The organism is Ruegeria sp. B1 (genome assembly GCF_056535885.1).
In genome coordinates, this window is the sequence record NZ_JBQFJA010000001.1 from 4,119,430 (window position 1) to 4,134,132 (window position 14,703).

14 protein-coding genes are annotated in these 14,703 nt (G+C 53.9%); 5 read left to right on the top strand and 9 right to left on the bottom strand.

The window, feature by feature from the left end; translation table 11 throughout:
* Positions 1-7: 7 nt before the first annotated feature.
* The 6 genes from ACR3ES_RS20445 to ACR3ES_RS20470 form a co-directional block, all read right to left on the bottom strand.
* The gene (locus ACR3ES_RS20445; RefSeq protein WP_170437948.1) at positions 8-751 is read right to left on the bottom strand and encodes an aspartate/glutamate racemase family protein; all 744 of its coding nucleotides are present in this window, start codon (positions 749-751) and stop codon (positions 8-10) included.
* A gap of 9 nt (positions 752-760) precedes the next feature.
* Positions 761-1,483 (bottom strand): ABC transporter ATP-binding protein, encoded by a 723-nt coding sequence (locus ACR3ES_RS20450; protein ID WP_170437946.1) that lies wholly within the window; start codon positions 1,481-1,483, stop codon positions 761-763.
* Positions 1,484-1,486: 3 nt separating this feature from the next.
* On the bottom strand, positions 1,487-2,269 hold the full coding sequence (locus ACR3ES_RS20455; RefSeq protein ID WP_170437944.1) for an ABC transporter ATP-binding protein: 783 nt from the start codon (positions 2,267-2,269) through the stop codon (positions 1,487-1,489).
* On the bottom strand, positions 2,266-3,252 hold the full coding sequence (locus ACR3ES_RS20460) for a branched-chain amino acid ABC transporter permease (RefSeq protein WP_170437942.1): 987 nt from the start codon (positions 3,250-3,252) through the stop codon (positions 2,266-2,268). The genes ACR3ES_RS20455 and ACR3ES_RS20460 overlap by 4 nt, the downstream gene beginning before the upstream one ends.
* Positions 3,253-3,256: 4 nt before the next feature.
* Positions 3,257-4,126, bottom strand: coding sequence for a branched-chain amino acid ABC transporter permease (locus ACR3ES_RS20465; protein WP_170437940.1), 870 nt, complete (start codon positions 4,124-4,126; stop codon positions 3,257-3,259).
* A gap of 97 nt (positions 4,127-4,223) precedes the next feature.
* Positions 4,224-5,411 carry an ABC transporter substrate-binding protein gene (locus ACR3ES_RS20470; protein WP_170437939.1) on the bottom strand — a complete coding sequence of 396 codons (1,188 nt, stop codon included), beginning with the start codon at positions 5,409-5,411 and terminating at the stop codon, positions 4,224-4,226.
* Positions 5,412-5,625: 214 nt separating this feature from the next.
* On the opposite strand from ACR3ES_RS20470, the gene ACR3ES_RS20475 reads away from it, so the two are divergent.
* From ACR3ES_RS20475 to ACR3ES_RS20495, 5 genes are all read left to right on the top strand, one after another.
* A complete protein-coding gene (locus ACR3ES_RS20475; RefSeq protein ID WP_480424341.1) occupies positions 5,626-6,330 on the top strand; it encodes a GntR family transcriptional regulator in 705 nt (234 codons plus the stop codon).
* Positions 6,331-7,154: 824 nt separating this feature from the next.
* Positions 7,155-8,465: a sn-glycerol-3-phosphate ABC transporter substrate-binding protein UgpB gene (gene ugpB, locus ACR3ES_RS20480; protein WP_480424343.1), complete on the top strand. Its 1,311-nt coding sequence runs from the start codon at positions 7,155-7,157 to the stop codon at positions 8,463-8,465.
* A gap of 51 nt (positions 8,466-8,516) precedes the next feature.
* Positions 8,517-9,398 (top strand): sn-glycerol-3-phosphate ABC transporter permease UgpA, encoded by an 882-nt coding sequence (gene ugpA / locus ACR3ES_RS20485; RefSeq protein ID WP_170437935.1) that lies wholly within the window; start codon positions 8,517-8,519, stop codon positions 9,396-9,398.
* A 20-nt stretch (positions 9,399-9,418) separates the two neighbouring features.
* Positions 9,419-10,255 carry a sn-glycerol-3-phosphate ABC transporter permease UgpE gene (gene ugpE / locus ACR3ES_RS20490; protein ID WP_170437950.1) on the top strand — a complete coding sequence of 279 codons (837 nt, stop codon included), beginning with the start codon at positions 9,419-9,421 and terminating at the stop codon, positions 10,253-10,255.
* Between the two features lie 3 nt (positions 10,256-10,258).
* Positions 10,259-11,323, top strand: coding sequence for a sn-glycerol-3-phosphate ABC transporter ATP-binding protein UgpC (locus ACR3ES_RS20495; RefSeq protein ID WP_170437933.1), 1,065 nt, complete (start codon positions 10,259-10,261; stop codon positions 11,321-11,323).
* A gap of 213 nt (positions 11,324-11,536) precedes the next feature.
* Here ACR3ES_RS20495 and ACR3ES_RS20500 read toward each other — a convergent pair whose 3' ends face one another.
* The 3 genes from ACR3ES_RS20500 to ACR3ES_RS20510 all read right to left on the bottom strand — a co-directional run bounded on the left by ACR3ES_RS20500 (position 11,537) and on the right by ACR3ES_RS20510 (position 14,701).
* The gene (locus ACR3ES_RS20500) at positions 11,537-12,583 is read right to left on the bottom strand and encodes an FAD-dependent oxidoreductase (RefSeq protein ID WP_170437931.1); all 1,047 of its coding nucleotides are present in this window, start codon (positions 12,581-12,583) and stop codon (positions 11,537-11,539) included.
* The gene (locus ACR3ES_RS20505; protein ID WP_170437929.1) at positions 12,580-14,142 is read right to left on the bottom strand and encodes a LodA/GoxA family CTQ-dependent oxidase; all 1,563 of its coding nucleotides are present in this window, start codon (positions 14,140-14,142) and stop codon (positions 12,580-12,582) included. Before ACR3ES_RS20505 ends, ACR3ES_RS20500 begins: the two co-directional genes overlap by 4 nt.
* Before the next feature lie 88 nt (positions 14,143-14,230).
* Positions 14,231-14,701, bottom strand: coding sequence for a hypothetical protein (locus tag ACR3ES_RS20510; RefSeq protein ID WP_170437927.1), 471 nt, complete (start codon positions 14,699-14,701; stop codon positions 14,231-14,233).
* Between the last annotated feature and the right edge of the window lie 2 nt (positions 14,702-14,703).

Consider the following 14,703-nt stretch of genomic DNA (forward strand, 5'->3'; position numbering starts at 1 on the left):
AAGTGACTTACTCGACAGTTAGTTTATCCAGAACTTCAAAGGCGTCCGCTGGAGAGTTTTGCTTGTGCACCGCTGGTGCATAGGCCCGGGCCTTGGATGTTGAAAGCCCCGCCGCCACCAGAGCTTCGGCCATTCCAACTGCGCAGGAGATCCCGTCTATTATCGGCACACCGAACTCGTCGGAAAGCTGCGACATCAAGTCAGCCATTCCCGCACAGCCAAGCACTATGGCCTCGGCATTGTCCTGTTCGATGGCCGCCGCGACCTCGGACCGAACCTGATCAATCGAAACGGGATCATTCTCTTCCAGCTTTAGGACCGGGATATCTGACGCACGTACACTCGCGCATTTTGACTCCAATCCGTATCGTTTGAGATTGTCGGAGATCCCTGCCACGGACCGACTTAGCGTCGTCACGACAGAGAACCGGTGTGCCAACATCGCGGCTGCATGAAACCCAGCTTCACCAATACCGATCACAGGCACGTCAAAAGTGCACCGCATGGCGTCCAAACCTGTGTCGTCGAAGCACGCAATGACGATCGCATCGACCTCGCGGTGCCGTTGTGCCTCCTCAAGCAGTCCCGGCACGCAGATCGCGACATCGTAAAAGCCTTCGATGCTCGGGGGACCAGACTTGGAGTTCGTGGCAATCAGTTCTGTTTCGGGGCGTGCCACCTTGCGGGCCGCCATTTCGGCCTTTCGGGTCATCGACACGGTGGTGTTGGGATTGATAAGCAAAAGTTTCATGCCACGCTCCTACACATCGCCGCCAAGATAGGCGGCCTTGATGCGATCATCGTGAAGCAACTCCTTGGAGTTACCCTCGATGACAACACTGCCCGTACTCAATGCATAGGCACGGTTCGAGATCGACAACGCCATGCGGGAGTTCTGTTCGACAAGAAGAACCGACACACCTTCGTCCCGGTTGATGGCCACAATGGACCGGGCAATGTCCTGAACGAGTTTCGGCGCAATACCCAGTGATGGCTCGTCCAAAAGTAACAGCCGTGGCTTGGCCATCAGGGCGCGTCCGATGACCATCATCTGCTGCTCTCCACCGGACAATGTGCCTGCGGATTGCTTGAATCGTTCCTTAAGGCGCGGGAAGCGCTCCAAAACGCTCTCCAGCGTATCCTCAACACCAGATTTCTTGTCTCTGGTGAACGCACCCATCAAGAGGTTGTCTTTAACGCTCATATAGGGGAATACCCGGCGACCTTCGGGGACCATCGCGATTCCGCCGGCCACCACATCGGCGGGGTTCATGCCGTCGATCTGCTGACCTTCAAAACTCACGCTACCGGCCGCGATCTTAGCCAGCCCTGTAATGGCACGCAGGATTGAGCTTTTGCCGGCACCATTGGCCCCGATTAACGCTACGGTTTCCCCTTGTTCGAGGTCAATCGACACCCCTTTCAGTGCGTAGACATGATCGTAGTAGAGCTCGACATCCCTGAATTCCAACATCTTGCTCATGGTCTAAATCCCAATCTCATCGTCAGCACTGCCCAGATAGGCCTCGATCACCCGCTCATCGTTTTGAATCTCCGAAGGTGTGCCTTCGGCGATCTTTTCTCCGAAGTTGAGGACCACAATTCGATCCGAAATCTTCATCACGGCAGGCATGTCGTGTTCGACAAGCAGCACAGTGACCTCGCGTTCGTCACGAACCTTTCGCACCAGATCGACCATTCTCATGGTTTCGTCGTGGTTCATTCCCGCAAAGGGTTCGTCCAGAAGAAGAACCTTGGGATCTGTTGCCAGCCCGATTGCAATGCCAAGCGCGCGCAGATTGCCCTGTGGCAGATTCGATGCCTGTTCGTCTGCGATGTCGGTCATTCCAAGGAAGTCGATCAGATCATCTGCATAATTTCCAAAGCTTTCGACGTCCTCATGGGCCGCCGTGCTCCCCCAGAAGTATCCGGCAAGCGACGCCTTCGCACGCAAATGCTGGGCAACAATCACACTCTCGCGCACCGTCATGGACTTGAAGATCGTGGTTTCCTGAAATGTGCGCACGATTCCTTTCCGGGCAACGATATGCGGCTTGAGGTTCGAAATGCGCTCACCTTTATAGAGCACTTCACCACTGGTCGTTGGCAGAAAGGAGGCGATCATCTTGAACAGGGTCGACTTGCCAGCCCCATTGGGACCAATGACCGACAGGATGTCTTTTTCATGCACATCGAACGAGATGTTATTGTTGGCTGTAAGGCCACCGAATTTCTTGGTGACATGACGGACTTCAAGAAGCGTGCTCATTTGGCTTTCCCTCCCCGCTTCGGAAGACGCAGGCTCAGGAGGCCATTAGGCAGTACCAGCATCAGAATGATCAGCATGCTGGAATAGATCAGCAATTGGTACTTGCCGAACTCAAACAGCAGATCCCAACCAAAGTAGAGTACCAGCGTGCCAAGCATGGGGCCAAAGACATAGCCAAGCCCGCCGAGGAAACAGTTCAGCATGAAGTTCACGCTGTCGGCCACCTGAAAGCTGGAGGGGTAGACCGACTGCGCAATCGAGCCGAACATGGCGCCGCCGATACCGCCGAAGAAGGATGAAATCGCAAACACGATCACCCGGACATAAGAGATGTTTACCCCAATTGAGCTCGCGAGTTCTTCGTTCTGCTGCATCGAGCGGCACAGATGCCCCAAGCGGGAGTTTACCAGCCGATACATGGCCGCAAATGTCAGCACCATCAGAACCGCCGTTGCATAATAAAAAGCCAGCCGAGAGTTCTCGACGGTAGCGAAGTCAGGAATAAGGGTGAGACCCAAGACCGAGACTTCGCCCGGCAACGGGATTGAGGTGATACCCTGCGCCCCGTTGGTGATTGGCAGCGCCAGGGCCGTCAGTTCAAAAACCTGGGTCAGCACCAGCGTGATCATTGCGAAATAGACGCCACGCAACCGCAGGATCGGTAGACCGATGACAACCGCAAACGCCGATGCGACCAGACCTGCAATCGGCAGGGAAAGCCAAAATGACATTCCTGCTTTGGTGACCAGTATGGCAGAGACATAAGCCCCAAGCAGCGCGAATGCCCCCTGCCCTATGTTGATCCGTCCGATGTAGAACGTCAGCCATACGCCCGCGCTGGCGATGGCCAGCAGTCCAACGGATGTCAGCGTGAAGAGCAGATCGGTTCGACCAATTGTTGTGATTGTCATCGGCACGACGACGAACAAGGCCAAGAGGAATAAACCAAGACCGATCCACTGCGGTAGGGAAAGCTTCAGCATTACTTTAACCCCACGGCTTGCCCATCAGACCCTGAGGGCGGATGGCCAGGAAGATCATCAAAGACACGAAGATCAGCAGATAGGTGATGTCGCCATACTGAGACAGTACCGCGAGACCGATAGCTTCGAGGAAGCCGAGTATGATCCCACCTGCGATTGCACCGGAAATCACCCCTGCTCCACCGATCATGACCATGATGAAGGCCTTGATAGAGGTCGGCTCACCCATACCGAGGTTCACGCCTGTGATCGTAACAAGCAACCCACCAACAAGCCCCGCCAGCATCGCGCCGAGAGCAAAACCGATCATCGAGTAGCGATCGACATTCACGCCCATCAATTGCGCAGCCGTGCGATCCTGGGCCAGGGCACGCAGCGCGCGCCCGGTCTTGGAGTACTGCATGAACAGAATGAAGCCGACGATGGACAGGATTGCGAGAACGCAGATGAGAATCCGGTCATAGGGCATGATCAACCGGAAATCCCAGTTGAAGACCCCGTCGACGATTTTCGGCACACCGCGCTGTTTCTCACCGAAGACCAACAGGATGACGGCGTCCAGAAAGAACGCAAGGCCCGCCGCGAGAAGCATGGTGCTTTCCTCTCGGGAGGAGCGTTTGATCACTGGACCAAACAGGAACTTTTCGACCAGGGCTCCGAGGATGAACAGCGTGGCGCAGGCCAGAAACAAAGCGACCACAAAGGGAAGGCCGAGTTGTCCGTAGAAGGTGTAGGTGACAAACCCGCCGATAACGTACATCTGCCCATGGGCAAAGTTGAGCACGTTCATAAGGGCGAAGATAAGTGTCAGGCCAAGGGCGATCATCGCATATTGCGCGCCCAAATAGACCCCGTTGGCGATTACTTGTTCCATTGTGTTCCAGCTTTTTCTTATCGCTTCGGGCCAGAAGAACCGGCCCGAAGTGCAGTTAGCGATCAGGGAGAACTATAGTTCGTCAGGGAGGTGACTGTCAGTCAACCTCGGCCACGAACATGGTTTCGAAAGCGCCATCGCGGTAGACATTCACAACCAATGGAACGAAGAGCTGGCGCTTTTGACCGAAGGATGTCGTACCGACGTAACGCAGTTTGGCGTCGCCAACGACGAAGGGGTTGGGCGCTTCGAAACTATCCATTGTCTCTTGAAAAACTTCGATGTTGTCGATAGCCGCCGGATTCGCTTTCAGCGTCTCCAGGATGTACTCTAACGCGTAGACCTTGGTGTTGGACTCGTCATTATACTCTCCGAACATATCGGTATAGCGCTGAACGAACTCGCGCATGTCATCGGAGGCAAGCTCGGGCGTGGACGCCCCGCCAACCGACATAAAGCCATTGGCCAGATCACCTGCGCCTTCTCGCAATACCTGCGCATCCTGTGCCGTTTCGGTGGAAATCAGCCCCTCAAATCCCAGTTCACGGGCCGAACGGATAAGCTGAGGCGCGTTGGCTGGCGACACTCCAGACAAGACCAATAGGTCAGGCTGGGTACGCAGGACCGGGGTCAGGACGGGTGTGAAGTCCGTGGTGTCTACTTGGTAGGTGACGTTGTCAGAAACCACCTCAAGCCCCAGCTCTTTGGCCGCAGCCACACCTCCATCCCGCTGGCTGAGAGGGTCGGATTCGTTTGCGGCAACAAACGCAACGCTTTCGACGCCTTCATTCTGCATAAGGTGCTTATAGATAGCCGGGCCAGACTGATAGTTGGCGATCATCCCCAGCACTGCGTTCGAAGCCGGTGCGGAGTATAGCTCTTTCGGAAATGCATAGGGAAAGTACATGATCCCATTGGCCTCAGCCACAGGGCGTACCGCAGCGGCACCATCATCGACGTTTGGCCCAACAACGTAGTGGATACCCTCCTGCGCCATCTTTTCCATACCAGCGATGGCGCGCTTGGGGTCTTTCTGGTCGTCGAACGAGACGATCTCAATGTCGTAGGTTGTATCGCCGATTTTGTAGCCGCCGGTCTCGTTGATCCAGGCCGCACGTGTCTCCATCGAACGTTGGTTCGAGATGCCCCAAGCCGCCGCAGGACCGCTGGTAACACCGACAAAGCCAATCTTGAGCGTCGGATTATCTGCCCAAGCACCGTGGGCTGCAAATGTCGACAGCGCAAGGGTCACTGCGACGGATTTCACTATTGCTCTTCGTTTCATCATTTCTCCTCCGTTGGAAGTCATCCGACGCGTTACAGCCGAATTTCTCAAGCCATCTTGCGTGGCCAGTTGCACTCAGCAAATAATTGTTAACAATCTTTGTCAACATAAAGTTTACCCATCGTTAACATTAATCGCTGTTTTGGTTGACGAGATTTGGCGTTAGTGTGCTGGGTAGACGCGTTCAAAACCAAAGAATCCGGAGGCTAAGACCTTGGCAGTTCAGCAAATTCACGACGTAGACTCGTCGCTGGACGACGAGCGCAAAATCGTCGATCGGATCTACAATGCGGTGATGCAGCAAGATTTGACTCCGATGACAAAGCTGACCGAATCGACGATCTGTGAAAGTTTCGGTGTTGGTAGAATGAAGGCCCGCCGGGCGCTGCTTCTGCTGGCAAGTCAAGGAATTGTGGAGCTTCGTTCAAACCGTGGGGCTTTTGTCGCATGCCCAAACCAGAAAGATGCTGACGAAGTCTTTGAGGCGCGCATTCATATAGAACCCAGCCTGACCGCACAGGTGGCCGAGCGTATCGACGCAAAAGGGTTCATTGCATTAACTGATCACATCAAAGAAGAAAGAGCAGCCCGCAGATCTGATAACCGCCAAGAGATTATCAGACTGTCCGGAGAGTTTCACATTCTTATTGCCAGCGTGTCAGGAAATGGCTTCCTGACTCGAACCCTTCGTGAACTTGTAACGCGGACGTCACTGATCGTAGCCATGTTCGGGTCAGGCAATTCGTCCTGCTGTCGTGAAGACGAGCATGAAGGAATATTGGACGCAATCGAAACCCGAGATGCGGAGCGCGCCTCGGCCCTAGCGAGGGAGCATCTTGAGCATATTAGACTTGATCTCGATTTCTCCAAATCTCATGAGACAGTCCCGGACTTGGTCGGTCTTTTGAGGGCGAAATAGGAGGCCTCCCCTATCGACAATCCAAAGCGCAGACTTCAACGACTAGGCCATTCTCAACCGCCCAGCTTTGCTTCGTTCGATGAGAAACACTCGATCATCAGACAAAAAGAGTGCAGAAATTTTAGCTGTTGTGGGCAGCGACTTTTCCACTTTCGAGACTTTGTGTTGTAGCCGAAGTCAAGTGTGGTGAAAACTTTATTTGATATAGCGTGCTGCGGAGTTGCGTCGGGCACATTCCAGGCATTCGCCAAGATGCTCACCGCTGTGCTTCAGCTTCACCAGAACGGACTTTTGCGCATTGTCGAAATCATATCCAGATCAAAGTACATTCCGTGGACGCAATGAACTTGCATTTTCTATCAACCATGGTCCGCTGTGGGCGGTCGATTCGCTAAGAACTGGTATTGGCTGTTCCAATTGTGCGCCTATGGGCGGTAGCAAATCTTGCGGTTCCAACCGTTATGCCATCACGGTGTCGAACACAGGTTGCGTTGTTTTGGCCAAGTAGTTTTGAGGTATTACAAAATTTACAAGATTCTATGCTTTCGTAAGCTTCTTACACATTTGCTTAACGTGTGGTGAGGAGCCAAATTGTGACAAGCTGCCTACGAAGACTCCAAGCGGCCCAGGTTGATCTGGTTGGAGGTTGCAACGTCTTGCAACGTTTAAAGCCAAAGTGCTGGAATTTCAAAGCCGTAAGGCTGAGAAGTCCTTACCTTGATAAATTCCCGTACAGGTGTATCGTTTTGAAATCGAACAATATGCGTGGGACCTCAATCCCAGCGCTTGAAGACCACGCACCGCTGCGGTGCAAGGGAGGAACAATGCAAAAGTCAATTCTCGGCGCCCTCGCCGCAACCACGCTGCTGTCGCCAGTTGCGGCCATGTCACAAACAGAAGTGCAATTCTGGCACGCCTTCACAGGCCGCTTGGGTGAGCTGGTTGCGGCACAGGTTGAAGAGTTCAACGCAAGTCAAGACGACTATGTTGTCGTGCAAAGCCACAAAGGCAACTACTCGGAAACGCTTAACGCCGGGATCGCGGCATTCCGCGCTGGTGAGCAGCCGCATATCCTTATGGTGTTTGAAGTCGGAACGGCTACTATGATGTCAGCAAAAGGGGCGACTAAGCCTGTTTTTGAGGTGATGGCGCAGAGCGGTGCCACGTTTGATCCAAACGCCTATATCGGCTCGGTCAAAGGTTATTACACGACGACAGATGGTGAAATGCTGTCGCTGCCATTTAACTCTTCGACACCGGTTTTGTGGGTGAACCGGGACGCCTTTGAAGCGGCAGGTGTTGATCCGGACACAGATCTTTCAACCTGGCAGAAAGTGGGCGAAACGCTTGACGCCCTCAAAGCGGGTGGATCTCAGTGCCCATTGGTAACAGCGTGGCAAAGTTGGATCCACCTTGAGAACTTCTCGGCCTATCATGATGTACCATTCGCCAGCCAGGACAACGGGTTTGCCGGGCTTGATACAGAATTGATGCTTAACGGCGAGGCGCAGGTCGCGCATCTGACGGCGATGGGTGAATGGGCGAAAGACGGCAAGTTCATCTATACCGGGCGCCGCAATGAAGGTGGTGCAAACTTCCGGTCTGGCGAATGTGCGTTGTTCACCGAAAGCTCGGCTGGCTATGCAGGGATCAAGGCAGAAGCCGAGTTTGATTTCGACGTACGGCCACTGCCCTATTGGGAAGGTGTCGGAAACAGCCCACAAAACACTATCATCGGTGGTGCATCCCTTTGGGTCATGGAGGGCCATGATGACGCCGAGTATGCTGGCGTAGGAGAATTCCTCAGCTTCCTGTCATCCAGCGACGTGCAGGCGCAATGGCACCAGAACACCGGCTATCTGCCGATCACGGCAGAAGCGGGCGAAGCAACCCGCATTGCCGGGTTCTACGAGGACAACCCCGGCACCGATGTGGCTGTGATCCAGATGACCGCGAAAGAACCGACTGCGAACTCCAAAGGTCTGCGCCTCGGGTCCTTCGACCAAATCCGCGGGATCATCGACGAAGAGCTTGAGGCCATCTGGGCAGGTGACAAAACCGCTCAGGAAGCGATGGACAGTGCAAAAGAACGCGGTGACGCGCTGTTGCGCCGGTTCGAATCGGCCAATAACTAAGGTAATGCGAAAGGTGGGCCAAACGGCCCGCCTTTTCTGCCAAGGTGTCTAATGGACAAACGGGTCAAGTTTCGCGGTTGGATGTTGCCGCTGCTGCTGATTGCGCCACAAGTCGTAGTCTCGGCGGTATTCTTTTTCTATCCGGCAGGACAAGCGATCTGGCAGTCGTTGTTCATCCCTGATCCTTTTGGTTTGTCGATGCAATATGTCGGCCTGGGAAATTTCGAATTCCTGCTGTCAGATCCTTTTTATCGTGCGTCGTTTGTAACTACCGCGATCTTTTCGGTCCTTGTGACGTTGTGTTCCATGATCCCCGCGCTGTTCTTGGCCGTAGTCGCCGATCGGTTGATCAAAGGGTCAGGCGTTTATCGCACTTTGTTGATCTGGCCTTATGCCGTAGCCCCTGCGGTTGCGGGCGTGCTGTGGCTGTTCATGTTCAACACCCGCGTCGGAGTGGTCTCCTGGTACCTCGGGCAAATGGGATACGACTGGAACCACGTGCTGAACGGGACCGAAGCCATGGGCCTTGTTGTGGTTGCATCGGCCTGGGGGCGGATCAGCTATAACTTTCTGTTTTTCTTCGCGGCCCTGCAAGCGGTTCCCAAATCGGTCATTGAGGCTGCTGCCATTGACGGTGCGCATTTCTGGCGGCGGTTCTGGACAATTGTGCTGCCGCTCTTGTCGCCGACAACCTTCTTTCTGCTTGTGGTCAATATCGTCTATTCCTTCTTCGAAACATTTGGAGTGATCCACACGATCACCGGAGGGGGGCCGCAACAGGCAACAACAATCCTTGTCTACAAAGTCTACTCCGACGGCTTCGTCAGTCAGGATCTCGGGTCTTCTTCGGCACAGTCAGTGATCCTGTTGATCGTGGTCGGGCTGCTGACGGTCCTGCAATTCAAGTTCATTGAAAAACGGGTGCATTACTGATGGCACGCGAAATGCAAGGTATGGTCGAAAAACGGGGCACGAGTTTGTGGCTGACCCACGTGTTCATGATCCTGGGCGTTCTGGTAATCTTCTTTCCGATCTGGCTGGCTTTTGTCGCCTCAACCGTGACCCAGTCGGACATCATCCGCCCGCCCATGCCGGTCTGGCCGGGCGATCAGTTTTGGGTCAACTATAAGAATGCGCTGTTTTCAGGCATCAACGTGCCGGTTGGAACGATGCTGTTCAACAGTCTGGTCATGGCGATCGGGATCGCAGTGGGGAAAATCATTATCTCCCTGCTTTCGGCATTTGCGATTGTCTATTTCAAGTTTCCTGGCCGCAACCTCTTCTTCTGGCTGATCTTCCTGACGCTGATGCTACCTGTCGAGGTGCGCATTGTCCCCACTTATGAGGTGGTGGCCGGTTTTGGCATGTTAAATTCATACTCGGGTCTGATTTTTCCGTTGATCGCATCCGCCACGGCGACGTTTTTGTTCCGGCAGTTCTTTTTGACGATCCCGGATGAACTGGCCGAGGCGGCCCGCGTAGATGGTGCCAGCCCAATGCGGTTCTTTTGGGATATCGTGGTCCCGATGAGCCGGACAAACATCGCCGCTCTTTTTGTGATCCTGTTTATCTATGGCTGGAATCAATACCTCTGGCCGCTTTTGATCACGACCGACCCGGAAATGAACACAATCGTCATGGGCATCAAACAGATGTTCCCAAGCGGCGATGACTTTGCGCACTGGCCAACGATCATGGCAACCTCGATCCTTGCGATGATCCCACCAGTCATCGTGGTCGTGGGCATGCAACGGCTGTTTATTCGCGGCCTTGTCGATAGTGAGAAGTAACAGATGGCGACGGTTTCCCTTCAGGATATCAAGAAAAGCTTTGGCGACACCGAGGTCATCCACAGTGTCTCGACCGACATCGCAGACGGTGAATTCATCGTCATTGTCGGGCCATCCGGGTGCGGAAAATCCACATTGCTGCGTATGGTCGCCGGGTTGGAGACCGTTACATCCGGTGACGTTCTGATCGGGGGCGAGCGCGCCAACGATAAGGAACCGATGGACCGCGATATCGCAATGGTGTTTCAGAACTACGCGCTCTACCCGCATATGTCAGTCCGCCAGAACATGGGCTACGGTCTCAAGATCGCCAGGCTGCCAAAGAATGAGATTGACGCGAAGGTGGTTGAAGCCGCCAGATTGCTGCAACTTGAACCGCTATTGGACCGCAAACCCCGAGAGCTCTCGGGCGGGCAGCGTCAGCGCGTTGCGATGGGACGTGCCATTGTGCGCGAACCGGCGGTTTTTCTGTTTGATGAACCGCTGTCGAACCTCGATGCCAAACTGCGCGTTCAGATGCGTCTTGAAATCAAAGAGCTTCAGTCCAAGCTCGGTATTACGGCGCTTTACGTAACCCATGATCAGGTTGAGGCAATGACCATGGCGGATCGGATGATTGTGATGAACGGCGGTGTCGCTGAACAGATCGGCACGCCGCTGGAAGTCTACGAAACCCCGCGGACCCTGTTTGCCGCGCAGTTCATCGGCAGCCCGGCGATGAACATCCTGGACGCCGAAATCAAAAACGGCTGGATTATGTCGGGCGATCAACGCATTGTCGAGGCCACTGGGCCTGACGGTCCCGTCAAACTTGGAATCCGCCCAGAACACCTGAACGCCGACAAGGCCGGAGCGATCCGCGTTCGCGCCAAACTGGCTGAACCGCTAGGCGCAAATACTCTCCTGCATTGCGAACTGGTCGACACAAACGAAAGCTTCACAGCCAGCCTGCCGGGTGTTCATGTCCTGAGTGGTGACAACTCAATCATGCAATTTGCGATCCAGCCTGCCAAATCGCATCTTTTCGACAGCGACACTGGTTTGCGTCGAACGAGCGAGCAATCTTGAATTTCGCTGCGGTTTTCATCGGTCTGCACTTGCTGCAATTACAGCTCTAGCCCAGTTGCGGTCGTTGACAAATTGTGCAGCATCCGGAGCTTTCGATCTTCGCATAGTCTGCACACTGAGATGCACGCTTTGATGGCCCGTTTGGCGCTCCAATTAGCCTAGATCCGTGCGCTATGGAGGATCGTCTTTGGCAAATGAGATGTTTTTCGTAAGCTATAGACTTGTTCGATCTTTTAGATTATTCAATTGCTTAAAGTGCGCGTTTAGTCGGTCTGAGATTTCCTTCTGATAACCAAGCGGCTCGCGGGTCGTTATCGCTGGGCCGCGTGAGATTCTTTCAGGGATCTGCAGACCATCTTGAAGGGCCTTTCTGATCCCTTGGCCCGCGAGCGGGTCGAAAGTACAAGCCGCATCACCAATTGCAATCCAACGTTCGCCGCAAACCTTCGTCGGGCCTGTTGCGTAAGCAGCGCAGGTAATCAATTTCGGCGGTTTTTGAATGTTCACTTGCTGAGAGATCAACTCAGTCTCTCGAAAACGGGCAAGCCATCCATATCCATTGCTCCGCACTCTCTGCGATCGTTCTGATTGCGGGCCCAATTCAGCAATAACATGGCGGTTATCAATGAGAGGTAGGGCATACCACCAACTGGATCCGGACATCTCAATCTTAAGGCGTGTGTCACGACCCATCCCATCTGTCCCTAAATAGGCGAGGGATGCCAATTGACGCCCCTGCATCCTTCGACCTATTCTAAGTTTTCGCGTCAGCCAGGCCATTCGCCCCGAGGCATCGACGATGTAACGGCAACGAATGCTGTGGGTCCTTTTGAATTTAACGATGTCAATCTGCCAATCCGGGGGGCCAGCACTCAGCGAGAGTCTAACGCCAGTTAGAATTCTGGTTCCCGCTGCTTTAGCAAGGTGGGCGAGTTCTCTGTCAAAAAGTGGCCGGGTCAGGTTTATCCCCAAGCCATGGCCAGAATACAAATAGTCGCGTCCGACATGCTCTGCTTCGGCCCAAAGCCCGACCACGCCGTCGCTGTCCAAATGGTGCCCGCTTAGATTCGATAGCGGGTATCCCAGGTTGTGCAGTAACGGTCTTGCCTCAGGTGGAACGTGCTCTCCAATCCGAAGCTCGTCAAAGTTGCCACGTTCCAAAACGACAGTATCCGTTCCCTGCTTCGATAGCGAAATTGCTGCTGCAAGACCAGCAGGGCCAGCACCGATGACCGCGACGTCGCAGTCAATCTTCTTCAATTCAGAAGATCCAAATCGGGATCGCGCTCTGTTTCGATGAAGCGTCTGGTTCCATCCTCAGGTACTATGAAACCTAGCTTGTGCCAGTTCTCTACCATCTGCCGATAGCTGCTGAGCCACGGAGGAACCCAATCGATCCGGTTCGGATTTCCCTCCCGGAAAATGCCGTTGGGCCGTGCTGCAGGCCACCAAGTATGAGATGCATCTTGGTCGCATGCTAAGAAGTCAGCTTGCCAAGGCACCGCCAGCGCTGCGGTCAGATCGCCCGGCTCTAACTCAGGGGCAATTCGAAACGGTTTGACGTAGGTGTCTGCACGCGCCAAGAGATAACCCGCTTCAATTCCGGGAAAGAAGGAAAGACCGATGCTGTCATCTAGGGCTGCCTTGTCCAGCGCTGCAGGCTTGTCTGAATTTCTTATGTTGTCGTAGGTCGGCGGACTTGGGATTTCGTCCCCATGGAGATCGGATTCAAAATCTCCTTTCGCCCAACGGAGTAAGATCCCGTACTGATGGTCGGTGACCGCACTGCTTAGTTGGCGAGGGCCGAAGGGGTTTTCCGGGTCGATGCCCGTGTTCAAAGCAGGCATGTTTCCAAAGTTGTTTGGGTCATTTGGTGTGTAAACCCTGTCGAAAACGCCTTGTCTTGTGGGGCGATCGGACTCGCTGTTACTCTTCAACTTCTTCAAAAGACTGGTATCCAGGAAGTTTCCACCGGGCCTAGCTGCGCTGTGGCCATCCGCAGCGTATCCGTCTACCCACTGCATAAGAACTGGCCGCATCAAAATGGGTAGGATGTGATCTTTAAAAGACAGCTTCTTTGAGACCAGTTGTGGATCCTTTTCGATGGCGACTTGAAATGCTTGATCATACCAAGTGACGACATTTGTGATACCCGGCGCATAGCTCGGTGGTGAGACGACAAGCCAAGCGGATTCAGCTTCATGCATTCCGCGATGAATGCCGCGTTCGACCTCGATCGTAGCTGTCACTGGCCCGTCAGAGACATCATCGTACCAATTGTCATTGTTCGCATAGTGGTTCAACGTGGATCCAACCGGTACTGAACCTGAAGTGCCGCGCCCGCCTAACGCAATTAATCGCCCGTCATCGTCCGTCAAAATATGGCCTAGAGTGACAGGGGTATTCATGAACGCGCCTTCTAGCGTTTTCTGTGGCATGCCTTTTGATATTGCTGTCGTTCCAGAATCTATCACCAAACGACGGCGTTCAGATTGAATATGGGCGTTCCGGAGGCGCACTGGTTGTTCGGGGCGAAAGACCGCTGATGCAGCTTTTTTGTTAATCAGATGCACGGACCACTTGATTTTGACATTATCGGCGTCAGCCGTAACTTCCCGTATGCCTGCGAGCCCGTCCTCGTCATATGTGTAACGAAAGATCCGAAATCGCACAGCTTGCCGTTTGATTTTACCATCGGATTTGAAGGGGCCTTCCGGCGCAACTCCTGGTGCCTCAGGACCAAAGTAGTAGTCAGTTGGGTGGTTGCCTACTCGCGCGATCCCGATAGCGGGATGAATGCGATACTGATATGTTTTCATGCTGTCCCAATCCATCTTTAGTGGCCGACTTGTTGCTTGTGTCTTTAGTGTTCGCCACGCCCATCAAGTGCGGTGTTTGCAGAGTGAACTAGGCGTAACCGACAATAGAGACACGCCCATCAACTTCCATAACGCGCTTCTCGTCGATATCGATGGATGGGCAGGAACGGTTCGGAATCGGAACGATCGATAGTATCAAATCCTGGCCCTCTGCCGCCTCCGCGGCTCTCTTGAGACCGTTTGTTATGTTCACGTGGATTTCGATCGGCCGAGACGACAGGGGCGGTGTCGTATCGTATGCCAACCGCTGCTGTGCCGGGCCGCAATGTCCGGGCGCACCATAGCAGTCACCATGGCCCAAGATATGGAACCTACCGGCAAATCCATTTTCTTCCGTAGGCTCCGTCTCTTCGTTGGCGGAGTTTTGTCCAACAAACACACGCGCTTCGTAGGAAGGACCGATATGGCGAACCCCGCGGACAATCAATTCGAAGCGCTGTTTGCTATGTTCGAATGAACTTGGCTGAAACTGAAATGGTTCTGAGATATAAACTGGCATGA

Coding starts and splice junctions, on each gene's coding strand:
- ACR3ES_RS20455 (WP_170437944.1), bottom strand. CDS start 2,269: ATGAGCACGCTTCTTGAAGTCCGTCATGTCACCAAGAAATTCGGTGGC.
- ugpA (WP_170437935.1), top strand. CDS start 8,517: ATGGACAAACGGGTCAAGTTTCGCGGTTGGATGTTGCCGCTGCTGCTG.
- ACR3ES_RS20505 (WP_170437929.1), bottom strand. CDS start 14,142: ATGAAAACATATCAGTATCGCATTCATCCCGCTATCGGGATCGCGCGA.
- ACR3ES_RS20470 (WP_170437939.1), bottom strand. CDS start 5,411: ATGAAACGAAGAGCAATAGTGAAATCCGTCGCAGTGACCCTTGCGCTG.
- ACR3ES_RS20445 (WP_170437948.1), bottom strand. CDS start 751: ATGAAACTTTTGCTTATCAATCCCAACACCACCGTGTCGATGACCCGA.
- ACR3ES_RS20465 (WP_170437940.1), bottom strand. CDS start 4,126: ATGGAACAAGTAATCGCCAACGGGGTCTATTTGGGCGCGCAATATGCG.
- ACR3ES_RS20495 (WP_170437933.1), top strand. CDS start 10,259: ATGGCGACGGTTTCCCTTCAGGATATCAAGAAAAGCTTTGGCGACACC.
- ACR3ES_RS20510 (WP_170437927.1), bottom strand. CDS start 14,701: ATGCCAGTTTATATCTCAGAACCATTTCAGTTTCAGCCAAGTTCATTC.
- ugpE (WP_170437950.1), top strand. CDS start 9,419: ATGGTCGAAAAACGGGGCACGAGTTTGTGGCTGACCCACGTGTTCATG.
- ACR3ES_RS20450 (WP_170437946.1), bottom strand. CDS start 1,483: ATGAGCAAGATGTTGGAATTCAGGGATGTCGAGCTCTACTACGATCAT.
- ugpB (WP_480424343.1), top strand. CDS start 7,155: ATGCAAAAGTCAATTCTCGGCGCCCTCGCCGCAACCACGCTGCTGTCG.
- ACR3ES_RS20460 (WP_170437942.1), bottom strand. CDS start 3,252: ATGCTGAAGCTTTCCCTACCGCAGTGGATCGGTCTTGGTTTATTCCTC.